The organism is Enterobacter sp. SENG-6, from assembly GCF_001605945.1.
In the GTDB taxonomy this organism is placed as follows: domain Bacteria; phylum Pseudomonadota; class Gammaproteobacteria; order Enterobacterales; family Enterobacteriaceae; genus Enterobacter; species Enterobacter cloacae.
On sequence record NZ_LOMM01000066.1, the window covers coordinates 22796 to 47504 of the forward strand.

The 24709-nt window shown below is 49.4% G+C and carries 22 protein-coding genes; all 22 read left to right on the top strand.

All coding sequences use genetic code 11. From position 1 onward, the window contains the following. Position 1 precedes the first annotated feature (1 nt). The 22 genes from AX755_RS20570 (at position 2) to AX755_RS20675 (ending at position 24695) form a co-directional block, all read left to right on the top strand. Positions 2-481 (top strand): GDP-mannose mannosyl hydrolase, encoded by a 480-nt coding sequence (locus tag AX755_RS20570; protein ID WP_062857342.1) that lies wholly within the window; start codon positions 2-4, stop codon positions 479-481. Beyond that, entirely contained in the window at positions 478-1701 is a 1224-nt protein-coding gene (gene wcaI, locus AX755_RS20575) for a colanic acid biosynthesis fucosyltransferase WcaI (RefSeq protein WP_013097872.1), read from the top strand. Before AX755_RS20570 ends, wcaI begins: the two co-directional genes overlap by 4 nt. A gap of 3 nt (positions 1702-1704) precedes the next feature. Beyond that, positions 1705-3141: a mannose-1-phosphate guanyltransferase gene (cpsB, locus tag AX755_RS20580; protein ID WP_000084309.1), complete on the top strand. Its 1437-nt coding sequence runs from the start codon at positions 1705-1707 to the stop codon at positions 3139-3141. Between the two features lie 110 nt (positions 3142-3251). Continuing rightward, positions 3252-4622 (top strand): colanic acid biosynthesis phosphomannomutase CpsG, encoded by a 1371-nt coding sequence (gene cpsG / locus AX755_RS20585; protein ID WP_013097871.1) that lies wholly within the window; start codon positions 3252-3254, stop codon positions 4620-4622. A gap of 46 nt (positions 4623-4668) precedes the next feature. After that, positions 4669-6063, top strand: coding sequence for an undecaprenyl-phosphate glucose phosphotransferase (gene wcaJ / locus AX755_RS20590; RefSeq protein WP_014832616.1), 1395 nt, complete (start codon positions 4669-4671; stop codon positions 6061-6063). Between the two features lies 1 nt (position 6064). Further along, the gene (gene wzxC, locus AX755_RS20595; protein ID WP_062857343.1) at positions 6065-7543 is read left to right on the top strand and encodes a colanic acid undecaprenyl disphosphate flippase WzxC; all 1479 of its coding nucleotides are present in this window, start codon (positions 6065-6067) and stop codon (positions 7541-7543) included. Positions 7544-7560: 17 nt separating this feature from the next. Continuing rightward, the gene (wcaK, locus tag AX755_RS20600) at positions 7561-8841 is read left to right on the top strand and encodes a colanic acid biosynthesis pyruvyl transferase WcaK (protein WP_021558691.1); all 1281 of its coding nucleotides are present in this window, start codon (positions 7561-7563) and stop codon (positions 8839-8841) included. After that, positions 8838-10058 (top strand): colanic acid biosynthesis glycosyltransferase WcaL, encoded by a 1221-nt coding sequence (wcaL, locus tag AX755_RS20605; protein ID WP_062857344.1) that lies wholly within the window; start codon positions 8838-8840, stop codon positions 10056-10058. Before wcaK ends, wcaL begins: the two co-directional genes overlap by 4 nt. A 12-nt stretch (positions 10059-10070) precedes the next feature. Beyond that, positions 10071-11462, top strand: a complete 1392-nt coding sequence (gene wcaM, locus AX755_RS20610; RefSeq protein ID WP_048971164.1) for a colanic acid biosynthesis protein WcaM — start codon at positions 10071-10073, stop codon at positions 11460-11462. A 175-nt stretch (positions 11463-11637) separates the two neighbouring features. Then, complete coding sequence (gene galF, locus AX755_RS20615; RefSeq protein WP_013097865.1) at positions 11638-12534, top strand: GalU regulator GalF; 897 nt, start codon at positions 11638-11640, stop codon at positions 12532-12534. 374 nt (positions 12535-12908) lie between these two features. Further along, the gene (locus AX755_RS20620) at positions 12909-13853 is read left to right on the top strand and encodes an NAD-dependent epimerase/dehydratase family protein (RefSeq protein WP_058678678.1); all 945 of its coding nucleotides are present in this window, start codon (positions 12909-12911) and stop codon (positions 13851-13853) included. Beyond that, positions 13853-14896, top strand: a complete 1044-nt coding sequence (locus tag AX755_RS20625; protein WP_062857345.1) for an MraY family glycosyltransferase — start codon at positions 13853-13855, stop codon at positions 14894-14896. Before AX755_RS20620 ends, AX755_RS20625 begins: the two co-directional genes overlap by 1 nt. Continuing rightward, positions 14889-15449 (top strand): PglD-related sugar-binding protein, encoded by a 561-nt coding sequence (locus tag AX755_RS20630; RefSeq protein WP_062857346.1) that lies wholly within the window; start codon positions 14889-14891, stop codon positions 15447-15449. Before AX755_RS20625 ends, AX755_RS20630 begins: the two co-directional genes overlap by 8 nt. Positions 15450-15604: 155 nt before the next feature. After that, positions 15605-17374, top strand: coding sequence for a polysaccharide biosynthesis protein (locus tag AX755_RS20635; RefSeq protein WP_442856036.1), 1770 nt, complete (start codon positions 15605-15607; stop codon positions 17372-17374). Positions 17375-17475: 101 nt separating this feature from the next. Next, on the top strand, positions 17476-18561 hold the full coding sequence (rfbB, locus tag AX755_RS20640; RefSeq protein WP_058678682.1) for a dTDP-glucose 4,6-dehydratase: 1086 nt from the start codon (positions 17476-17478) through the stop codon (positions 18559-18561). After that, positions 18561-19460: a dTDP-4-dehydrorhamnose reductase gene (gene rfbD / locus AX755_RS20645; RefSeq protein ID WP_058678683.1), complete on the top strand. Its 900-nt coding sequence runs from the start codon at positions 18561-18563 to the stop codon at positions 19458-19460. The genes rfbB and rfbD overlap by 1 nt, the downstream gene beginning before the upstream one ends. 52 nt (positions 19461-19512) lie before the next feature. After that, positions 19513-20394: a glucose-1-phosphate thymidylyltransferase RfbA gene (rfbA, locus tag AX755_RS20650; protein ID WP_058678684.1), complete on the top strand. Its 882-nt coding sequence runs from the start codon at positions 19513-19515 to the stop codon at positions 20392-20394. Positions 20395-20493: 99 nt separating this feature from the next. Further along, positions 20494-21333 carry a glycosyltransferase gene (locus tag AX755_RS20655; protein WP_224085266.1) on the top strand — a complete coding sequence of 280 codons (840 nt, stop codon included), beginning with the start codon at positions 20494-20496 and terminating at the stop codon, positions 21331-21333. A 40-nt stretch (positions 21334-21373) separates the two neighbouring features. Continuing rightward, the gene (rfbC, locus tag AX755_RS20660) at positions 21374-21922 is read left to right on the top strand and encodes a dTDP-4-dehydrorhamnose 3,5-epimerase (protein WP_058678686.1); all 549 of its coding nucleotides are present in this window, start codon (positions 21374-21376) and stop codon (positions 21920-21922) included. After that, positions 21922-22332 carry a sugar 3,4-ketoisomerase gene (locus tag AX755_RS20665; RefSeq protein WP_058678687.1) on the top strand — a complete coding sequence of 137 codons (411 nt, stop codon included), beginning with the start codon at positions 21922-21924 and terminating at the stop codon, positions 22330-22332. Before rfbC ends, AX755_RS20665 begins: the two co-directional genes overlap by 1 nt. A gap of 9 nt (positions 22333-22341) precedes the next feature. Next, complete coding sequence (locus tag AX755_RS20670; RefSeq protein WP_062857349.1) at positions 22342-23451, top strand: DegT/DnrJ/EryC1/StrS family aminotransferase; 1110 nt, start codon at positions 22342-22344, stop codon at positions 23449-23451. Then, the gene (locus tag AX755_RS20675) at positions 23448-24695 is read left to right on the top strand and encodes an O-antigen translocase (protein ID WP_062857350.1); all 1248 of its coding nucleotides are present in this window, start codon (positions 23448-23450) and stop codon (positions 24693-24695) included. The genes AX755_RS20670 and AX755_RS20675 overlap by 4 nt, the downstream gene beginning before the upstream one ends. The last annotated feature ends 14 nt before the right edge of the window (positions 24696-24709 follow it).

Below are 24709 nucleotides of genomic sequence, written 5' to 3' on the forward strand. Positions count from 1 at the left end.
AATGTTTTTAAGTCAGGAAGATTTTGCCACGGTAGTGCGCTCCACTCCGCTCATCTCAATTGATTTGATCGTGGAGAACGAACGCGGCGAGTTCTTGCTGGGGAAACGAACCAATCGTCCTGCTCAGGGCTTCTGGTTCGTGCCCGGCGGGCGCGTGCAGAAGGATGAGACGCTGGCCAACGCGTTTGAGCGTCTCACTCTGGCGGAACTGGGCCTGCAACTGCCGATGGCAGCAGGCCAGTTTTACGGGGTCTGGCAGCACTTCTATGACGATAACTTTTCAGGTACCGGCTTCACCACGCACTACATTGTGCTGGGGTTCCGCCTGAAGGTGAGTGAGGCAGACCTGCGTCTGCCTGATTCTCAGCACGACGACTACCGCTGGCAGACGCCAGAGGTGCTGCTGGCCAGCGACAATGTGCATGACAACAGTCGTGCCTATTTCCTGGCCGATCGTCAGTCTGAGGTGCCGGGACTATGAAGATCCTCGTATATGGAATCAACTACTCGCCGGAATTGACCGGTATCGGGAAATACACCGGCGAGATGGTCGAGTGGATGGCGAGCCAGGGACATGACGTGCGGGTCATTACCGCGCCGCCGTACTACCCGGAATGGAAAGTGGGCGAGCGCTACTCCAGCTGGCGCTATCGCCGCGAAGAGGGCGCTGCGACCGTCTGGCGTTGCCCGCTGTACGTGCCGAAACAGCCCTCGACGCTGAAACGTTTAATTCATCTGGGCAGCTTTGCCCTGAGCAGTTTCTTCCCGCTGATGGCGCAGCGTCGCTGGAAGCCGGATCGCATCATCGGCGTGGTACCGACGCTGTTCTGCACGCCGGGCATGCGGCTGCTGGGCAAGCTCTCCGGAGCGCGCACGTTGCTGCACATTCAGGATTATGAAGTCGACGCCATGCTGGGCCTGGGGATGGCAGGTAAAGGCAAGGGCGGCAAAGTGGCGAAACTCGCCAGCGCTTTTGAGCGCAGCGGTCTGCATAACGTGGATTATGTCTCCACCATCTCGCGATCGATGATGAACAAAGCGCAGGAGAAGGGCGTCGCGCCGGAAAAGGTGATCTTTTTCCCGAACTGGTCCGAAGTGGCCCGTTTCCGTGACGTAACAGAACACGACGCGCAGGCGCTTCGCGCAGAGCTCGGTTTGCCTGATGACCAAAAAATCATTCTTTATTCAGGCAATATCGGCGAAAAGCAGGGGCTGGAGAACGTTATCGAGGCGGCTCAACAGCTTAGCGAACATCCGTGGATGTTTGTGATTGTCGGTCAGGGCGGCGGAAAAGCGCGTCTGGAGAAGATGGCCAGTGAACGCGGCCTGACTAACGTGAAATTCTTCCCGCTTCAGTCTTACGAGGCGCTGCCTGCGCTGCTGAAGATGGGTGACTGCCATCTGGTGGTGCAAAAGCGCGGCGCGGCGGATGCGGTGCTGCCGTCCAAGCTGACCAACATTCTGGCCGTGGGCGGGAACGCTGTGATCACGGCAGAAGCCGAAACCGAATTAGGCCAGCTGTGTGACAGCTACCCGGGGATCGCCGTTTGCGTGGAGCCGGAATCGGTTCCGGCGCTGGTGACCGGAATTGAACAGGCACTCGCCATGCCAAAAGTGAACACGGTGGCACGTGAATATGCCGAACGCACGCTCGAGAAAGAGAACGTGCTGAGCCAATTTATTGCAGATATACGGGGATAAATCATGAGTCAAACCACGTTGTATCCGGTTGTGATGGCAGGTGGCTCTGGTAGCCGGTTGTGGCCGCTGTCCCGCGTGCTCTATCCAAAACAGTTCCTCTGCCTGAAAGGGGATCTCACCATGCTGCAAACAACGGTTAACCGTCTGCAGGGTGTGGAGTGTGAAAGCCCGGTGGTGATTTGTAACGAACAGCACCGCTTTATTGTTGCCGAGCAGCTGCGCCAGCTGAACAAACTCACAGAAAATATCATTCTGGAGCCTGCCGGACGAAATACCGCCCCAGCCATTGCCCTGGCGGCGCTGGCGGCAAAACGCAGCAGCCCGGATTGCGATCCGCTGATGCTGGTCCTGGCGGCAGACCACGTCATTCAGCAGGAAGAGGCGTTCCGCGACGCGGTGCGGGCGGCCATTCCTTACGCAGAAAGCGGCAAGCTGGTGACCTTCGGCATCGTGCCGGATCTGCCAGAAACCGGCTATGGCTATATCCGCCGCGGCAGCGTGACGCCGGGCGAAGGCGACAGCGTGGCGTTTGACGTGGCGCAGTTCGTTGAGAAACCGAATCTGGAAACCGCGCAGGCCTACGTTGCCAGCGGTGAATACTACTGGAACAGCGGTATGTTCCTGTTCCGCGCCGGTCGCTATCTGGAAGAACTGCAAAAGTATCGTCCGGATATCCTGAGCGCCTGCGAAAAAGCCATGAACGTGGTGGATCCGGACCTCGACTTTATTCGCGTCGACGAAGCCGCTTTCCTCGCCTGCCCGGAAGAGTCCATTGACTATGCGGTGATGGAGCGCACGGCGGATGCGGTGGTGGTGCCGATGGATGCAGGCTGGAGCGATGTTGGCTCCTGGTCCTCCCTGTGGGAGATCAGCGCGCATACCCCGGAGGGTAACGTCCATCACGGTGATGTGATTAGCCACAAAACCGAGAACAGCTACGTCTACGCCGAATCCGGCCTCGTGACCACGGTGGGGGTGAAGGATCTGGTGGTCGTCCAGACCAAAGACGCCGTGCTGATTGCCGACCGTAACGCCGTGCAGGACGTTAAAAAGGTGGTGGAGAAGATCAAAGCCGATGGTCGCCACGAGCACCATATTCACCGCGAAGTGTACCGGCCGTGGGGCAAATACGACTCCATCGATGCGGGCGAACGTTACCAGGTGAAGCGCATTACCGTGAAGCCGGGCGAAGGCCTGTCGGTACAGATGCATCACCATCGTGCCGAGCACTGGGTGGTGGTGGCGGGTACCGCCAAAGTGACCATCGACGGTGAAGTGAAACTGCTGGGTGAAAACGAGTCAATTTATATTCCGCTGGGGGCGACACACTGTCTGGAAAACCCAGGGAAGATACCTCTCGATTTAATTGAAGTGCGCTCCGGCGCGTATCTGGAAGAGGACGATATTGTCCGTTTCCAGGACCGCTACGGTCGGGTGTAACCGCTTCGCATCATGCCCGGTGGCGCTGTGCTTACCGGGCCTACGAATGAATAAAAAATATTTTGCCTGTTAATTGGGCGGGCCAACTGTTGCCTGAAAAAGGGGTCATGATGGAAAAGTTAACCTGTTTTAAAGCCTACGATATTCGCGGCAAGCTGGGTGAAGAGCTGAATGAAGACATTGCGTGGCGCATCGGCCGTGCGTACGGCGAATACCTGAAACCGAAAACTATCGTGCTGGGCGGCGACGTGCGTCTGACCAGCGAATCCCTGAAGCTGGCGCTGGCGAAAGGGCTGCAGGACGCGGGCGTGGACGTGCTGGATATCGGCCTTTCCGGTACCGAAGAGATCTATTTTGCCACCTTCCACCTGGGCGTGGACGGCGGGATTGAAGTCACGGCCAGCCATAACCCGATGGATTACAACGGCATGAAGCTGGTGCGCAAGGGTGCGCGCCCTATCAGCGGCGATACCGGCCTGCGCGACGTGCAGCGTCTGGCGGAAGCCAACGACTTCCCGCCAGTGAACGAGTCTGCACGCGGCAGCTACAAGCAGATCGATCTGCGTAAAGAGTACATTGACCACCTGCTGGGTTACATCAACGTAGCAAACCTTAAGCCGCTGAAGCTGGTCATCAACTCCGGCAACGGCGCGGCGGGCCCGGTGGTGGATGCCCTGGAAGCCCGCTTTAAGGCGCTGAACGTGCCGGTGACCTTCGTCAAGGTACACAACACCCCGGACGGCAACTTCCCGAACGGTATCCCAAACCCGCTGCTGCCAGAGTGCCGCGACGACACCCGCAATGCGGTGATTGAACACGGTGCGGATATGGGCATCGCCTTTGACGGCGATTTCGACCGCTGCTTCCTGTTCGACGAGAAAGGGCAGTTCATCGAGGGCTATTACATTGTCGGCCTGCTGGCGGAAGCGTTCCTCGAGAAAAATCCGGGGGCGAAGATCATTCATGACCCGCGCCTCTCCTGGAACACCGTTGACGTGGTGTCAGCGGCAGGCGGCACGCCGGTGATGTCCAAAACCGGTCACGCGTTTATTAAAGAGCGTATGCGCGAAGAAGACGCCATCTACGGCGGCGAGATGAGCGCCCATCACTACTTCCGCGATTTTGCCTACTGCGACAGCGGGATGATCCCGTGGCTGCTGGTGACCGAACTGCTGTGCCTGAAAGGTCAGACCCTGGGCGAGCTGGTGCGCGACCGTATGGCGGCCTTCCCGGCAAGTGGAGAGATCAACAGCAAACTGGCACAGCCGGCTGAAGCCATTGCCCGCGTGGAACAGCACTTTGCAATTCACGCGCTGGAAATTGACCGTACCGACGGTATCAGCATGGCGTTCCCGCAGTGGCGCTTTAACCTGCGCTCGTCCAATACCGAGCCGGTGGTGCGCCTGAACGTGGAATCCCGCGCCGACACCGCGCTGATGGAAGCCCGAACGAAGGACATTCTGGCGCTGTTGAATCAGTAATATTTGCCCCTCCCGGTGGGAGGGGAAACCGAATACAGGAACAACGATGACGAATCTAAAAAAGCGCGAACGAGCGAGAACGAATGCATCGTTAATCTCTATGGTGCAGCGTTTTTCTGATATCACCATCATGGTCGGCGGATTGTGGGCGGTGTGTTGGATCAGCGGGCAATCGTTCTTATACATGCATCTGCTGATGGCACTGATTGCGCTGGTCGTGTTTCAGATGATCGGCGGGATGACGGATTTCTATCGTTCGTGGCGTGGCGTCAAGATGACCACCGAACTGATGCTGTTGCTGCAGAACTGGACCTTAAGCCTGATCTTCAGCGCGGGCCTGGTGGCGTTCAGCCATGATTTTGATAATCGTCTGGTGACGTATCTGTGCTGGTATCTGTTAACCAGCGTCGGCATGGTGGTTTGCCGCTCCCTTATCCGCTTTGGCGCGGGCTGGTTGCGTAACCGTGGTTACAACCGCCGCTATGTCGCCGTTGCCGGCGATCTGCCTGTGGGCCAGGTGCTGCTTGATAGCTTCCGCAAAGAGCCGTGGTTAGGTTTTGAAGTGGTTGGGATCTACCACGACGCGAAACCGGGTGGCGTGCCGTCGGACTGGGCGGGCAACTACGATCAGCTTATTGACGATGCGAAAGCGGGCAAAATTCACAACGTCTACATTGCCATGCAGATGAAAGAGGAGTCCCGCATTAAGAAACTGATGCGCGACCTGGCGGACACCACCTGTTCCGTGATCCTCATTCCGGACGTCTTTACCTTCAACATTCTCCATTCCCGTATCGAAGAGGTGAACGGTGTACCGGTAGTGCCGCTGTACGACACGCCGCTGTCAGGAATCAACCGTGTTCTCAAACGTCTGGAAGACATTGTGCTCTCTTCACTGATCCTTCTGCTGATCTCTCCGGTGCTGTGCTGCATTGCCCTGGCGGTGAAGCTGAGCTCTCCCGGCCCGGTCATCTTCCGTCAGACGCGCTACGGCATGGACGGTAAGCCGATCATGGTGTGGAAATTCCGCTCCATGAAGGTGATGGAGAACGACAAAGTGGTGACGCAGGCTACGCAGAACGATCCGCGCGTGACTCGCGTGGGGAATTTCCTGCGCCGCACCTCGCTGGACGAGCTGCCGCAGTTTATCAACGTCTTTACCGGCGGTATGTCGATTGTCGGGCCACGTCCGCACGCGGTTGCCCATAACGAGCAGTACCGCTCGCTGATTGAAGGCTACATGCTGCGCCATAAAGTGAAACCAGGCATTACCGGCTGGGCGCAAATCAACGGCTGGCGCGGTGAAACCGACACGCTGGAAAAAATGGAAAAACGCATTGAATTCGACCTTGAGTACATCCGTGAGTGGAGCCTCTGGTTCGATATCAAAATTGTTTTTCTGACCATCTTCAAAGGTTTCGTGAACAAAGCGGCGTACTAAGATGAGCTTACGTGAAAAAACCATCAGCGGCGCCAAGTGGTCAGCGATGGCGACTATCGTCATCATTGGCCTGGGGCTGGTGCAGATGACCGTGCTGGCGCGCATTATCGATAATCATCAGTTCGGTCTGCTGACCGTCTCGCTGGTGATTATCGCGCTGGCCGACACGCTGTCTGACTTCGGTATCGCCAACTCGATTATCCAGCGCAAAGAGATTAGCCAGCTGGAGCTGACCACGCTCTACTGGCTGAACGTGGGGCTGGGGATATTTGTTTTTGTGCTGGTGTTCCTGCTGAGCGATGTGATCGCCAGCGTGCTGCACAACCCGGATCTGGCCCCGCTGATGCGCACGCTGTCGTTTGCCTTTGTGGTGATCCCGCACGGGCAGCAGTTCCGCGCGCTGATGCAAAAAGAGCTGGAGTTCAACAAGATCGGCATGATTGAAACCAGCGCCGTGCTGGCGGGCTTTACCTTCACGGTGGTGAGCGCCCATTTCTGGCCGCTGGCGATGACCGCCATCCTCGGTTACCTGGTTAACTCTGCCGTGCGCACGCTGCTGTTCGGCTACTTTGGCCGCAAGATCTACCGCCCGGGGCTGCATTTTTCCCTGGCGTCCGTCTCCTCGAACCTGCGTTTTGGCGCCTGGCTGACGGCCGACAGCATCATCAACTACGTCAATACCAATCTTTCCACGCTGGTGCTGGCGCGCATTCTGGGGGCGAGCGTCGCGGGGGGCTATAACCTGGCCTACAACGTTGCGGTCGTCCCGCCGATGAAGCTCAACCCGATTATCACCCGCGTGCTGTTCCCGGCGTTCGCCAAAATTCAGGACGACACTGAAAAGCTGCGCGTCAACTTCTACAAGCTGCTCTCCGTGGTCGGCATTATTAACTTCCCGGTACTGCTGGGTCTGATGGTGGTGTCGAGCAACTTTGTGCCGCTGGTATTTGGCGAGAAGTGGAACAGCATCATCCCGATCCTGCAGTTGCTCTGCGTGGTGGGGCTGCTGCGCTCCGTGGGTAACCCGATTGGCTCCCTGCTGATGGCGAAAGCGCGCGTGGATATCAGCTTTAAATTCAACGTATTTAAAACCTTCCTGTTTATTCCGGCAATTATCGTCGGCGGACACATGGCGGGCGCCATTGGCGTCACGCTGGGCTTTCTGCTGGTGCAAATCATCAACACCGTGCTGAGCTACTTCATCATGATCAAGCCAGTGCTGGGCTCCAGCTACCGTCAGTACATCCTGAGCCTGTGGCTGCCGTTTTATCTCTCCTTGCCGACCCTGGTGGTGAGCTACGGTCTGGGCGTGCTCCTGAAGGGCCATTTGCCGCTGGCCGCGCTGCTGGCAGTGCAGGTTGCTGCGGGCGCACTGGCGTTTGGGGTGATGATTGTGCTGTCACGCAATTCGCTGGTGGTGGAGATGAAGCGCCAGTTTTGCCGTAACGAAAAAATGAAAACGCTGCTTCGCGCAGGCTAGTTATTTAAGAGGCCATTATGAAATTATTAATTCTTGGCAACCATACCTGCGGCAACCGTGGCGACAGCGCCATCCTGCGCGGTTTACTGGATGCAATTAACACCCTTAAGCCTGAGACAGAAGTGGACGTGATGAGCCGTTACCCGGTCAGCTCATCCTGGTTACTGAACCGCCCGGTGATGGGCGACCCGCTCTACAGCCAGATGAAACAGCACAATAACGCTGCGGGCGTGATGGGCCGCGTGAAGAAAGTGTTGCGTCGCCGCTACCAGCATCAGGTGCTGCTTTCTCGCGTAACCGACACCGGCAAGCTGCGCAACATCGCCATCGCGCAGGGCTTTACCGATTTTGTGCGTCTGCTGTCCGGCTATGACGCGATCATTCAGGTGGGCGGTTCGTTCTTCGTCGATCTCTACGGCGTGCCGCAGTTTGAGCATGCCCTCTGCACCTTTATGGCGAAGAAGCCGCTGTTTATGATTGGTCACAGTGTCGGGCCATTCCAGGAACCTCAGTTCAACCAGCTGGCAAACTATGTGTTTGGCCACTGCGATGCCCTGATTTTGCGTGAGTCAGTCAGCCTCGACATGATGAAGCGCAGCGAGATCGACACTTCGAAAGTCGAGCACGGGGTGGATACCGCGTGGCTGGTGGATCACCAGGACGACAGCTTCCAGCCGAGCTACGCGGTGCAGCACTGGCTGGACGTGGCGGCAAAACAGAAAACCGTCGCCATTACCCTGCGCGAGCTGGCACCTTTTGATAAGCGCTTAGGTACCACTCAGGCCGCCTACGAGAAGGCCTTTGCCGAGGTCGTTAACCGCGTGCTGGACAGCGGTTATCAGGTGCTGGCGCTCTCCACCTGTACCGGTATCGATAGCTACAACAAGGATGATCGCATGGTGGCGCTGAACCTGCGCCATCTGGTGAACGATCCGTCCCGGTATCACGTGGTGATGGACGAACTGAACGATCTGGAGATGGGCAAACTGCTCTCAGCCTGTGACCTGACCGTGGGTACCCGTCTGCACTCTGCCATCATCTCGATGAACTTTGGCACGCCAGCCATTGCCATCAACTATGAGCACAAGTCTGCCGGGATTATGCAGCAGCTGGGGATGCCGGAAATGGCCGTGGATATCCGTCATCTGCTGGATGGCTCGCTCGGCGCAATGGTGGGCGACACCCTTGGGCAACTGCCCGCCGTGAATGAGCGCCTGGCCGTGGCGGTGAAAGCCGAGCGCGAAAAGGGAATGGGGATGGTGAAGTCGGTGCTTGACCGCGTGCGGGAGGGGAAATGAAGGTTGGTTTCTTCTTACTGAAATTCCCACTGTCGTCTGAAACCTTTGTACTCAATCAAATCACCGCGTTTATTGATATGGGATATGACGTGGAAATTATCGCCCTGCAAAAGGGCGATACGCAAAATACCCATGCGGCGTATATCCAGTATGGGCTGGAGGCGAAAACCCGCTGGCTGCAGGATGAGCCATCCGGAAAAGTGAACAAGCTGCGCTACCGTGCCAGCCAGACCTTACGCGGGCTCCATCGCGCGTCGACCTGGCGAGCGCTGAACATCTCCCGCTATGGCGCGGAGTCGCGCAATCTGATCCTGTCGGCCATCTGCGGACAAACGGCGCAGCCGTACCGCGCTGATGTCTTTATCGCCCACTTTGGCCCGGCAGGGGTGACCGCAGCCAAACTGCGCGAGCTGGGGGTGATTGACGGGAAGATCGCCACGATCTTCCACGGCATTGATATCTCCAGCCGTGAAGTGCTGAACCACTACACGCCGGAGTATCAGCAGCTGTTCCAGCGCGGCGACATGATGCTGCCCATCAGCGACCTGTGGGCCGGACGCCTCAAAAAGATGGGCTGCCCGGGCGAGAAAATCACCGTCTCGCGGATGGGGGTGGATTTGGCGCGTTTTACCCGCCGTCCGGTCAAGGTGCCGGGTAAACCGCTGCAGATTATCTCCGTTGCCCGACTGACCGAGAAAAAAGGGCTGCATGTGGCGATTGAAGCCTGCCGCCAGCTCAAGGCGCGCGGGGTGGATTTCCGTTATCGCATACTCGGTATCGGCCCGTGGGAGCGTCGTCTGCGTACGCTTATTGAACAGTATGAGCTGGAAACGCACGTGGAGATGCCGGGCTTTAAGCCGAGCCACGAGGTGAAGGCCATGCTCGATGAAGCCGACGTGTTTCTGCTGCCGTCCGTTACCGGCGCCGATGGCGACATGGAAGGCATACCGGTGGCGCTGATGGAGGCGATGGCGGTGGGGATCCCGGTGGTATCGACCCTGCACAGCGGGATCCCGGAGCTGATCAAGTCAGATCATTCCGGCTGGCTGGTCCCCGAAAATAACGCCATGGCCCTGGCCGATCGGCTGGCCGCGTTTAGCGATATCGACCAGCAGGCGCTGGAGCCCGTGCTGCACAATGCCCGACAAAAAGTCGAGGCAGATTTTAACCAGCAGGTGATCAATCGCCAGTTAGCGAGCCTGCTGCAAACGTTGTAACGCCGAGGTTGTATGCTGAAAAAGATTACCCGACGCAGCTTTGTCTCTTCTCTGTCCGTCCTGGCGGCAATGCCGCTACTGTCGCCCCGCGTTGCGCGGGCGGCAACCGGAAAGACGGTCTCTGTAAATCAGTACAATAACAACGACTGGATCGCCGCCTTTAAGCAGGCGTTTAACGAAGGCGACACCGTCGTAGTGCCTGCAGGGCTCACCTGCAAAAACATCAACACGGGCATTTTCATTCCTGACGGCAAAACGCTGCTGATTCGCGGGGCGTTAACCGGCAATGGCCGGGGGCGCTTTGTCCTGCAGGAGGGCAGCAAAGTCATCGGTGAGGGCGAAGGCCGTACCGAAAATATTACCCTTGACGTTCGTGGCTCTGACTGTGTCATCAAAGGGCTGGCGATGAGCGGATTTGGCCCGGTAACGCAAATCTACATTGGCGGCAAAAAGCCCAGCGTGATGCGTAATCTGGTTATTGATAACATCCGCGTGAGCCAGGCCAATTACGCCATCCTGCGCCAGGGGTTTCACAACCAGGTGGATGGCGCCCGCATCACCAACAGCAAATTCAGCCACCTGCAGGGCGATGCGATCGAGTGGAATGTGGCCATCAATGACCGCAATATTCTGATCTCCGACCATGTGATCGACAACATCAACTGCACCAACGGGAAGATTAACTGGGGGATTGGTATTGGCCTTGCGGGCAGTACCTACGACAACGACTACCCGGAAAAACAGACCGTGAAGAACTTTGTGGTTGCCAATATCACCGGCAGCAACTGCCGCCAGCTGGTGCACGTTGAGAACGGTAAACACTTTATTATCCGCAATATTAAGGCCAAAAATATTACGCCTGATTTCAGTAAAAAGGCGGGAATAGACAATGCCACGGTAGCAATTTATGGCTGTGATAATTTCGTTATTGATAATGTCGATATGGTCAATAGTGCCGGCATGTTAATCGGTTACGGCGTGATTAAAGGTGACTACCTGTCGATTCCGCAGAACTTCAAGCTTAACGATATTCGTCTGGATAATAGCCAGCTTGCCTATAAGCTGCGCGGCATACAAATTTCATCCGGTAATGCGACCTCGTTTGTGGCCATCACCAACGTCGAGATGCAGCGCGCGACGCTTGAGCTGCATAACAAACCTCAGCACCTTTTCTTACGCAATATCAACGTGATGCAGGAAGCAGCAATCGGACCCGCGCTGAAGCTGAACTTCGACCTGCGTAAGGATGTGCGGGGTAAGTTTATGGCGAAAGACGAGACGTTGCTGTCACTGGCAAACATCAAAGCAGTGAATGAGAAAGGGCAGAGCTCGGTGGATATTGACCGGGTAGATCAGCATGTGGTGAATACGGAACGGCTGAATTTTGCGCTGCCGCACAGATAATCGTCAGTGGGCTTTTTGCGACTATTCCTGGCACGGAATCGCATTCTATTCAGATTACAACTACTGTAATTTGTGGTGCTAAGGCGTAATATCATTTCAGGATTACGGCAAATCATACTGGCGAAAACAGGTTTAAGAGCTATAATTCGTCAACCATTTTAAGGTGGAAGAAATAATGATTAATTTGAAAGCAGTCATTCCGGTAGCCGGACTGGGCATGCATATGCTGCCAGCCACAAAAGCCATTCCTAAAGAGATGCTACCGATCGTCGACAAGCCGATGATTCAATACATCGTCGACGAGATTGTTGCTGCAGGGATCAAAGAAATCGTTCTGGTTACGCACTCGTCCAAGAATGCGGTTGAAAACCACTTCGACACCTCTTACGAACTCGAAGCGCTGCTGGAGCAGCGTGTTAAACGTCAACTGCTGGCGGAAGTGCAGTCCATTTGTCCTCCTGGCGTGACCATCATGAACGTGCGTCAGGCGCAGCCGCTGGGCCTGGGCCACTCCATCCTGTGTGCTCGCCCTGTTGTTGGCGACAACCCGTTTATCGTGGTCCTGCCGGATATCATCATTGATACCGCTTCTGCGGATCCGCTGCGCTATAACCTGGCGGCGATGGTGGCGCGTTTCAACGAAACAGGCCGCAGCCAGGTGCTGGCGAAACGCATGAAAGGCGATCTGTCCGAGTACTCTGTTATCCAGACTAAAGAAGCGCTGGAGACAGAAGGGCAGGTGAGCCGCATCGTTGAGTTCATCGAAAAACCGGATCAGCCGCAGACACTGGATTCTGACCTGATGGCGGTTGGCCGTTATGTCCTGAACGCAGATATCTGGGCCGAGCTGGAAAAAACCGAGCCAGGCGCCTGGGATCGTATCCAGTTGACCGATGCGATTGCCGAGCTGGCGAAGAAGCAGTCTGTTGACGCGATGCTGATGACCGGTGAGAGCTACGACTGCGGTAAGAAGTTGGGCTACATGCAGGCGTTTGTGAACTATGGGCTGCGCAACCTGAAGGAAGGGGCGAAGTTCAGAAGCCGGATTGAGAAGTTGTTAGCTAACGACTGATTTTATCTTACTTGATTTGCACAAGCGGCAGTCATCATTTGGGTATGTTGAAACATAACCAAAATGGTAGCTGCCGTTTTTTGTTATTAATTCTAATGATAACATGGATTTATCTGATTTAAATCTGGTCAGATTTGTAACGATTTGTACTTGTTTCTGAGGTCATTTAGGACGACAATTAACGCCAGTTTTTGTCTGAATCCAGACCAGAAAAATCATTTATTCAAACTTCGCTCAGTGCACTGGTAGCTGTTAAGCCAGGGGCGGTAGCGTGCCCGGCATTCTCAATGGAATAGCGAGGTCTGTACAGTTTCTCGCGATTCTGCACTCCTCGTGGGCAAAAAAATATCAGATTGAGCAGATAGGGGATATCAATGAAAGTATTGGTGACGGGCGGAACCGGGTTTCTTGGTACTGCTTTAGTCCGGGCGTTGAAATCATCGGGACACGAGGTACTAGTAACAACTCGCAAGCAGGAGAACCCTGAACAGGGAATTTACAACCTGGGTGATATCTCAGCCGATACCAACTGGGTAAATCTTCTTCAGGGATGCGACACAGTCATTCATACTGCAGGAAGGGCACATATTCTTAATGATGATGCACAGGATGCTTTGGCGGAATTTCGTCGGGTTAATCACGACGCGACCATGAAATTAGCGACAGATGCCGCGACCAGTGGTGTTAAACATTTTATTTTTGTAAGCTCGATCGGTGTCAACGGTAATGCTACTGCGGGAATCCCTTTTTCTGAAGCGTCGGAGCCCCGGCCAACCTCTGATTACGCAATTTCGAAGCTAGAAGCTGAGCAGAGTTTACTTAAAAGCTTCGCAGAGAGTGATATGGCAATCACTATTGTCCGTCCGGCATTAATTTGTGGTGAAAATGCTCCGGGTAATATACAGCGTCTTTTAAAACTGGTGTCGAAGAACTTGCCGTTGCCATTTAAAAATGTCGGGAACAAGCGGGCACTTGTATCATTAGGTAATGTCGTTAGCTTTATCAATGAATGCGTCGTTAATGAAAAATCCAAAAATCAACTCTATCTTCTCGCTGATATGGAACAACCTTCAACCGAAGATATGATTAACGCTTTTGCTTCAGGTATGGGGATTAACGCGAAAAATATCTATTTTCCTAAATTCATCCTGAAGGTATTGCTATCCGCAATTGGTAAAGGTGGAATTTTCGAACAGTTATTTGGCAATCTGGAAGTCGATGCCACAAAATCGCGGGAACATTTGCACTGGACACCCCCGATAACACTTCATGAAACTATGAAAAAAACGGCGAAATATTATATCGAAGGTAATAAATAATGGTGAATTTAGGGATTGTAATATTCGCTTTTTTAGTATCATGCATGCTGACCTGGGGGTTACGTGTATATGCGATAAAGCATAATGTTATCGACCGTCCAAACCAGCGGAGCTCGCATTCTGTGCCGACGCCGCGAGGTGGCGGGGTGGCTATTGTCCTTACGCTCCTGGTGGCGTTAGTATGGTTTTATTTCAGCCGCGTGCTGACATTAGATAGCTTCTTAGGTTTATTTATTCCAGGGTTAATGGTTGCCATCATTGGTTTCCTTGACGATCATGGTCATATCGCGGCTCGCTGGCGTCTATTAATGCATTTTATGGCCGCGGCAATTGGCATCTATTTCTTGGGATCTTTCCCTGTAGTTACACTGTTAGGTTACGATCTTTCCTTATCCTGGATTGGTATGATTCTCGGTTGCGTATATCTGGTCTGGATGCTGAATTTATATAATTTCATGGATGGAATTAATGGATTAGCCAGTGCAGAGGCAATCACATTTGCTTCATGTAGCGCAGTGTTGATTGTTGTTAATCAGTACACAGACGTGCCTGGGAGTATTTATCCGCTTACGCTAGCTCTTATCGGTGCCGCTGCCGGCTTTATTGTCTGGAACTTCCCGGTAGCGAAAATTTTCATGGGCGATGCCGGGAGTGGTTTCCTTGGGATAACCATCGGATTGATGATCCTCCATGTTGCGAAAATAGATACGCATTTCTTTATTGCAGAATTATGCTTGCTGGGCGTATTTATCGTCGATGCCACTACAACTTTGCTGAGGAGAGTTGTAGCGGGCAAAAAAGTCTATGAAGCGCATGCCAGCCATGGCTATCAAATCCTTGCCAGAAAATATGGCACCCACGTTCCGGTGACAATGATGGCGATTGCCGTCAACCTGCTGTGGCTCTTCCCGATCGCCTTCCTTATTGCCTCAACCAAAATTGATGGTGTTGTTGGGCTGATTATCGCCTGGCTCCCCCTTTTAGCTGTTGCGCTCAAATGCGGTGCAGGCGTTAAAGACAAAGAGAGCAACGTAAATGCATAAATTGGTGATTTTGGGGGCGGGTGGTCATGGGCGTACGCTCTGCGAGATGGCGAGACTCCTGGGATATACGGATATCGTTTTTCTTGACGATAATGCATCTCCTTTCCATGACATAAAGAAACTCATTATTGGAAAAATTTCAGAACTACAGTTACATATCGAAAAGGCCAGTAAAGTAGCTATTGGTATTGGAAATAATAAAATAAGAGAACAGCTCTACCAGCAACTTGTCAGCTTAGGTATTCACCCCGTAACACTTATACATCCCTTTGCATTCATTAGTCCATCAGCGACAATTGCTGACGGCTCTGTTGTATTAGCGGGGGCAGTGGTTGGTGCCAACGTGAAATTAGGTGCGGGTACGATCGTAAATAGCCATTCGACAGTAGATCATGATTCTACTTTAGGTGATTTTGCCCACTTAGGAGTTGGTGTTCATCTTGCTGGCGGCGCTGTTATTGGGAAATCAGCGTTTCTGCAGGCGGGTACAGTGGGTGGTTATAATGCAATAGTAGATGATTACTCAGTGTGTTCAGCTGGTACTATTTTATAAACTGAATGCAAGCTTTAACGAGGCGACCAGTTTTTAGTATGCTAAATTATTTAATATCTTTATCCAGACCGATAAAACGTATTATTACACTTGCGATAGATGTTGTGCTTCTTTTATGTGCATTTTGGTTTGCATTTTGGGTACGCATCGATTCAATGACTCCAATAGATAGCAGGGAACATTGGTTATTTATATTTTCAATAATTATCGTCACTCTGACGATATTTGTTAAGCTAGGTCTTTATCGCGCCGTCATTCGCTATATTACTGCAAAAATATTACTAGTAGTTACAGTAGGGATGGTTATATCATCCATTTTGCTGATTATCGCAGCGTTTTATACCAATCTCTATTTGCCGAGAACGATTCCATTCATTTATTTCTCGTTCGGTTTACTGCTCATTGCCGGCTCGCGGCTTGGTATGAGGATGTTGGTAAATCGTGGGTTAAATCTGGGCACTCGAGTGGTGATTTATGGTGCCGGTGCATCGGGCCGTCAGCTACTGCCAGCGCTGAGCCAGATGGACGAATATTATCCTGTTGCTTTTGTCGATGACAACCGCGCTTTGCAAGGGCAGGTGATTCACGGCGTCAGCGTTTTCGCGCCGGAAAAACTGCCATGGTTGGTTGAGAAATACGAAGCGAAGAAAATTCTGCTCGCCATGCCAAGTGCCAGTCGAGCAAGGAAAAACGAAGTCATTAAAACACTGGAAGGTTTGCCGTGCGAGGTGCTCTCCATTCCAGGAATGGTCGATCTGGTAGAGGGTAAAGCGCGTATTGATTCGTTGCGCAAAGTGGTTATTACCGATCTGCTGGGTCGTGATCCCGTCTCACCGATTCCGGAGTTGGTTTCCCGAAATATCAACGGAAAAACGGTTATGGTTACCGGGGCGGGGGGATCGATTGGTTCTGAGCTTTGCAGACAGATAATTAAAAATAAGCCGAACCAGCTTATTCTGTTCGAGTTGTCAGAGTTCTCACTGTGCTCCATTGATTCGGAACTGCGTAATCTGAATCTCAGCCAGAATCATGAGGTTAAAATTTACCCAATTCTCGGTAACGTACAAGATAAAGAGCATCTCGAGAGATTAATCAACACATTCAACGTCAATACGATTTATCACGCTGCGGCGTACAAGCATGTACCGCTTGTCGAGTTCAATGTTCTTGACGGAGTGCGCAATAATATCTTTGGTACGCTTAGTTGCGCTCAGGCTGCAGCGAGTTGCGGTGTAGAAAACTTTGTCTTAATTTCGACTGATAAAGCCGTGCGGCCTACCAATACAATGGGGGCGACAAAACGAATGGCTGAGCTAGTGCTGCAGGCGCTGGCGAAAGAATCCAGCAATACTTGTTTTAGCATGGTTCGCTTCGGCAACGTATTAGGTTCGTCGGGTTCTGTTGTGCCGTTGTTTGAAAAACAGATTGCTGCGGGTGGTCCTGTGACACTGACCCATGAGAATATTACGCGTTACTTTATGACGATCCCTGAAGCAGCGCAGTTGGTAATACAGGCGGGAGCAATGGGTACCGGCGGTGATGTTTTTGTTCTGGATATGGGGGAACCTGTCAAGATTATCGATCTTGCACATCGCATGATTACCCTCCAGGGGCTCACGGTACGTGATGATAAAAATCCTTATGGTGATATTGCGATAAAAACGACGGGTCTGCGTCCGGGAGAGAAACTGTATGAAGAGTTACTTATCGGCGACAATGTTTCTACAACACAGCACCCACGTATCAGGACCGCTAATGAAGTGATGTTGCCGTGGAGTGAGATGAACATTATTCTCCAGGACCTCGACAATGCCTGCAGCGAGTTCGACTACGAACGCGTGCGTGAAATACTATTGCAGGCACCCGCAGCGTTCAATCCAACCGATGGTATCTGCGACTTACTCTGGAATGAAAAGGTAAGTTGACATAGCAGACTTTTATCTTCTCCACCCTGGAGCTTCTCGAAAGTTTACAGGGTGTTGGCATGTAATAAACTGTTTCTGAAAACCTTAAGAGTGAAATAAACGTGAAAATTCTGGTCACTGGTGGAGCAGGCTTCATTGGGTCTGCAGTGGTACGACACATTATTAATGATACGCAAGACTCTGTTATTAACGTTGATAAACTGACTTACGCAGGGAATCTTGAATCTCTGGCTGACGTTGCGCAGAGCGATCGTTATCATTTTGAGCATGCCGATATCTGTGACAGCGATGCCATGGCGCGTATTTTTGCAGAGTACCAGCCGGATGCTGTGATGCATCTGGCCGCTGAGAGCCACGTTGATCGCTCAATTACTGGCCCGGCAGCTTTTATCGAGACTAACATTGTCGGTACCTATGTGCTGCTGGAAGCAAGCCGCAAGTACTGGTCCGAGTTAAGTTCTGAGAAAAAATCGGTATTTCGGTTCCACCACATTTCAACAGATGAAGTGTATGGCGATCTTCCACATCCGGACGAAGTTGCAAAGGGTTATGAACTGCCGTTGTTTACTGAAAACACCGCCTATGCCCCAAGCAGCCCGTACTCTGCTTCTAAAGCATCCAGCGATCATTTAGTCCGTGCTTGGCTGCGCACCTATGGTTTCCCTACGATTGTTACTAACTGTTCTAACAACTACGGTCCCTACCACTTCCCGGAAAAACTTATCCCGCTGGTAATCCTCAATGCGCTGGATGGAAATCCCCTGCCGGTTTACGGTAAAGGTGATCAGATCCGCGATTGGCTATACGTTGAAGATCACGCTCGCGCGTTATATACCGTGGTGACGCAAGGCAAGATTGGCGAAACCTACAACATCGGTGGCCACAATGAAAAACAAAATCTTGATGTGGTAAATACCATCTGCTCCTTATTAGATGAAATTGTGCCGAAGGAAGGCTCCTATCGCGACCAGATAACCTATGTTGCTGACCGTCCGGGTCATGACCGCCGCTACGCGATTGACGCAAAAAAAATTGGCCAGGAGCTGGGCTGGAAGCCTCAGGAAACCTTCGAAAGTGGCATTCGCAAAACCGTAGAATGGTACCTGGCGAACACACAGTGGGTAGAGAACGTGAAAAGCGGTAATTACAAATTGTGGATTGAAGAAAATTATGGGGATCGTACTTAATGAACATCCTGTTGTTTGGCAAAACAGGGCAGGTGGGATGGGAGCTACAGCGTGCTCTTGTGCCACTGGGTAATTTGATTGCTGTTGACGTCCATTCGCGGGACTATTGCGGTGATTTCAGTGATCCTGAAGGCATTGCAGAAACTGTGCGCCGTATTAAGCCTGATGTGATCGTCAACGCGGCTGCGCACACTGCAGTTGATAAGGCCGAGTCAGAACCTGAATTCGCTCAGTTGCTGAATGCAACGAGTGTTGAGGCGATTGCTAAAGAGGCTCAGAAAGTGGGGGCTTGGGTTGTTCATTATTCCACAGATTATGTATTCCCGGGGAATGGGGATACGCCTTGGCTGGAAACGGATGCTACTTCGCCATTAAATGTTTATGGTGAAACTAAACTTGCTGGCGAAAAAGCATTGAGCGACAACTGCACGCGCCATTTAATTTTCCGCACCAGCTGGGTTTATGCGGCTAAAGGGAATAATTTTGCGCGTACCATGCTGCGACTTGCCAAAGAGCGCAATGAACTCTCGGTAATTAACGACCAAGTTGGTGCGCCTACGGGTGCTGAATTGTTAGCAGACTGTACAGCTCATGCTATTCGGGTTGCATTGGAAAAGCCAGAGGTAGCCGGTACTTATCACCTTGTCGCAAGTGGAACTACAACATGGTTCGACTACGCCTCGCTGGTCTTTGACGAAGCGAGAAAAGCGGGTATTGAACTGGCATTAACGCAGCTTCATGGAGTACCCACCAGTGCTTACCCAACGTCAGCGAAGCGCCCTGCAAATTCACGCTTGAATACACAGAAATTCCAGCAGAGTTTCAACTTGGTTCTTCCACAATGGGAAATAGGTGTTAAACGCATGCTGACAGAATGGTTTACGGCAACTGCGATTTAATAATGAATAAGATGCCCGGGAATGGGCATCTCGTAAATTAAGAGATGATAAAATGAAAACGCGTAAAGGTATTATTCTCGCAGGTGGTTCTGGTACTCGCCTGTATCCGGTAACAATGGCTGTCAGCAAACAATTACTGCCAATCTATGATAAACCGATGATTTACTATCCATTGTCAACATTAATGCTGGCTGGTATTCGAGATATTTTGATTATTAGTACTCCACAGGATACTCCGCGTTTTGAACAACTTCTGGGTGATGGTAGTCAGTGGGGGTTAAACTTACAATATAAAATTCAGCCAAGCCCGGATGGCCTCGCGCAGGCGTTTATCATCGGTGAAGAATTTATCGGAAATGATGATTGTGCCTTGGTTCTAGGGGATAATATCTTTTATGGGCACGATTTGCCAAAACTGATGGATACCGCCGTTAATAAAGACAGTGGCGCGACAGTATTCGCGTATCACGTGAACGATCCAGAACGTTACGGCGTAGTAGAATTCGATCAAAATGGTACGGCCATCAGTCTCGAAGAAAAACCGCTTAAACCAAAGAGTAATTATGCTGTGACAGGACTTTATTTCTATGATAATAGTGTTGTTGAGATGGCGAAGAATTTAAAACCGTCCGCACGTGGCGAACTTGAAATTACTGATATCAACCGTATATATATGGAACAAGGTAAACTTTCAGTTGCCATGATGGGACGTGGTTATGCCTGGCTGGATACAGGGACTCACCAAAGCTTGATAGAAGCAAGTAACTTTATTGCGACTATTGAAGAACGCCAGGGATTAAAGGTTTCATGTCCAGAAGAAATTGCCTATCGTAAAGGGTTTATTAATGCTGACCAAATAGCGAAACTCGCTAAACCGCTAGCAAAAAATAATTATGGCCAATATCTTTTGAAAATGATTGATAAGAAAATATAAGAACCTGTTTTTGTAGTTCATCTCTTTATAAAAACAAGGATGTTATATCAGGTTATTTTATTAAACTAATTGCTCTTATATTAAACAACATTGGTGTTTATGAGTAAACCAGTACGGCTGTGCGGGGATAATATGCGTTTTAGTGTGTTGATGTCGCTTTATGACAAGGAGAAATCTGCCTACCTGGATGAATGTTTAGAAAGTTTGGCCTCTCAAACGCTACAGGCAGATGAGATTGTGCTTGTCTATGATGGTCCAATTAATAAGGCTTTAAAAGCAGTAGTAGATAAGTGGTTATCGTCCTTACCAATTAAAATAGTTGCTTTAAAAAATAATGTAGGATTAGGAGAGGCGCTTAATGAAGGAATGAAGCATTGTTCTTTCGATTATATTATGCGAATGGATACAGATGATATATGTAAAAGCAATCGTTTTGAACTACAAACAAAGTTTATGGAAATGAATCCTGATATTGATATATCAGGAAGTTGCACTTATGAATTCATCGGAAATAAAAATAATATTGTCTCTGAAAGGAAAGTACCCCTCATAAACGATGAGATAAAAAAATTCGCAAGACTTAAAAATCCGTTTAATCATATGACGGTTATTTTTAAGAAATCGAGTATTCAGGCTGTTGGCGGATATCAGCACCATTATCTTATGGAAGATTATAATTTATGGCTTAGGCTACTGGGGAATGGATTTAAGGCAGGTAATCTTGACGTGCCATTAGTATTGGTCAGAGTTGGAGCCGATATGCTGGTTCGACGACGAGGTATAAAGTATATTGCAAGTGAATATAAGCTTGCGCAGCTCAAAAGAAAGACGCACTTTCAGAATATATTTACGTCATACTATTATTTCATTTTAAGAAGCATTCCTAGATTATTGCCGCTTTGGGCTCTGAAGCGAATTTACGATGTTACGCGAAAATAGTATTTATTCTATGTATTACATGTTTTGAATAGAGGGTTTGATGAAAATTACTAATACTTCACTCCATGGTGTCATGATTATCGAACCTCGAGTATTTAATGATGAAAGAGGTTATTTCTTTGAAAGCTTCAATGAGAAAAATTTCAAAGAGAAAATAAATTCTGATGTAAGCTTCAAACAAGATAATCAATCCCGCTCAGTTAAAGGAGTGTTACGCGGATTACATTATCAGGAGGCTCCTTTCGCACAAGGAAAATTGGTCAGATGTGTATCCGGAGAAGTTTTTGATGTGGCTGTCGATATTCGTAAAGGTTCTCTTACCTATGGACAGTGGGTTGGTGTTGTATTATCCGAGGAAAATAATAAACAGCTTTGGATCCCGCCTGGATTTGCGCATGGCTTTCTTACCTTAAGTCAATATGCTGAATTTCTCTATAAAACTACTGATTATTACTCGCCAACTCATGAGCGTTGTATTAAATGGAATGATAAAGACTTGAATATAGAATGGCCACAAATGGAATATATTATTTCTGAGAAAGATCAAAATGGCTCAGCATTTGCTTCACTAAATATTCAAGGTAAATAATGAAAATAAATTTTATCCCACTTCAAAAGCATGGTGATGACCGCGGTTCGTTAGTCGCTTTAGAAGAAGAAAATAATATACCTTTTAGTATTAAAAGAGTTTATTACATCTTTGATACTAAAGAGGGGGTTCGGAGAGGCTTTCACGCCCATAAGAAATTAAAGCAGGTAGCTATTGCAGTAAAAGGTTCGTGTCGTTTCCTGTTAGATGATGGGACGGAGCGTATTGAGGTGGTGCTCGATAATCCAGCACAAGGCCTTCTTATAGAGTCATGTATTTGGCGTGAAATGTATGATTTCTCAAGTGATTGTGTTCTTATGGTATTAGCAGACAGTCATTATGATGAAAAAGATTATATCCGTGATTATGATACATTCACCATTCATGCTAACGAAAACAGCAAAGCTTAAGAGACTAAAATGATTAATTTTTTAAATTTAAAAGAACTCAATAGTAAGTATGAAGAGGAATTAAAGGAAGCATGCTCACGAGTGATCCAATCTGGTTGGTATATAATGGGTGATGAGCTCAGCAATTTTGAGTCAGAATTCGCACGTTATGTAGGATCAAAGTATTGCCTGGGTGTTGCCAACGGTCTGGACGCCTTGACTCTCTCGCTCAAAGCCTGGATTTTAATGGGCAAATTAAAAGAAGGTGACGAGGTTATTGTTCAGGCAAATACGTATATCGCATCCATATTGTCAATTACCGCTAATAACCTCATTCCTGTCCTGGTTGAGCCTTCTGAGAAAAGTTATAACCTTTCTGTCGAGAATATTAAAAAAGCTATTTCACCGAAAACGAAAGCGATTCTACCTGTACACCTTTATGGCCAATTGAGCCCGATGCAGGAAATAATGGATATCGCACATGAACATGGACTGCTGGTTCTTGAGGACTGTGCTCAGTCACATGGTGCTTCCATGTGTGACCGCAATGCAGGCAACTGGGGAAATGCAGCGGGCTTTAGTTTTTATCCAGGCAAGAATCTTGGCGCTCTGGGAGATGCAGGTGCTATTACTACTAGTGATAATGAATTTTTTGAGGTAGTAAAGGCATTAAGAAATTATGGCTCTCATAAGAAATATCAGAATATCTACGAAGGTGTAAATAGCCGTCTGGATGAGATTCAGGCAGCAATGTTAAGAGTAAAATTGCGGCATTTGAATGATGAGACTATTTCTCGCCAAAAAATTTCACAAAAATATCGTAAATCTATTATAAATCCTCACATTACTTTACCGGAAATTGCGTCTGGTGATGAAAAAAGCCATGTATGGCATTTATTTGTTATCCGTACAAATAATCGTGATAAATTGCAGGGATATTTGTCCCAGAACAACATCCAGACTCTTATTCATTATCCAATTCCACCGCATAAGCAACAAGCTTATTCCTCCTGGAATCATTTAAGCTTACCAATATCAGAAGCCATGCATAATGAAGTGTTATCAATACCGTTAGACTCAACGCTTAACGATGATAATGTAAATTATATTATAAAAATATTGAATGGCTATACCGGATGAAAAAGTTATTGGGCATAACGGCTATGTCCGGTGTAATGACATTAGTTAAGATTGGGATCGGGTTTATAATAGCAAAACTAATTGCGCTATATACCGGACCAACAGGTATGGCATTATTAGGACAATTGCAGAGTTTAGTTACAGGTGTTAATGGAATAGCCAACGCCCCTACAGGCACAGGTATAGTAAAATACACTGCGGAAAATTACGATAGTTATGAGAAATGCTCGCCCTGGTGGCGAGCATCAATTTATTACACATTTATTATTACGCTGTGTTTTACTCCGTTTCTTTTATTTTTTTCATCAAATATAGCTGAATGGATTTTCCATGATATTCAATATCGATGGATCGTTGTTATTACTATATTGACGTTACCAATAACTTCATTTGGTACTGCTATTACATCAGTGTTAAATGGGTTGCAGAACTATAAGTTTTATATTCTAACGGGGATGCTTTCAGCGGTGCTCTCAGGAGGCCTTATCTCCATTATGATAGTATGCTGGGGGATAAACGGCGCTTTGGTTGCAGCTTCATTACAGTACGTATTTATAGGTCTGATTGCCTTTATAATTAATTGCAGACAAGCATGGATGAAGTTTTCTTATTGGTTCGGACGAACTGACCGCAAAGCAAACAAGAATATTTTAGAATTTGTACTAATGACCGCTGTTAGCGCAGTGATTATTCCTTTTGCTTTGATTTTTATTAGAAACTCTCTTGTTTCACATACTGGATGGGATTCTGCAGGACAATGGCAAGCAGTATGGAAAATTTCAGAAGTCTACTTAGGTGTTCTAACGATGGCGCTTTCAGTTTACTATTTGCCAAGGCTAGCTTCTATAAATAGTCCGGATGAAATAAAAAAAGAAATAAATTCGGTTGTTTTATTTGTATTACCTTTAATTATACTTGCTGCATTGTTTATCTACTTTCTTCGTGATTATGTGATTATTATATTATTCACTCGGGATTTTTTACCTGCGAGAGAGTTATTCGCTATACAATTAATTGGTGATGTTATAAAAGTCATTAGTTGGTTATATGCATATCCGATGTTAGCGAAAAAAGCAACCAAATACTTCATAAGTACAGAAATTATATTTGGATTTACTTGGGTACTCTTAAGTCTTTTCTTTATAGAGAAATTTGGCGTTTCAGGCGCAAATATTGCTTATGTTATAAATTACATAATGTACTTAATCGTTGTATTCTTTAATCTTAAACGAGTTATTTCGTAGCAATAAAATTGAGT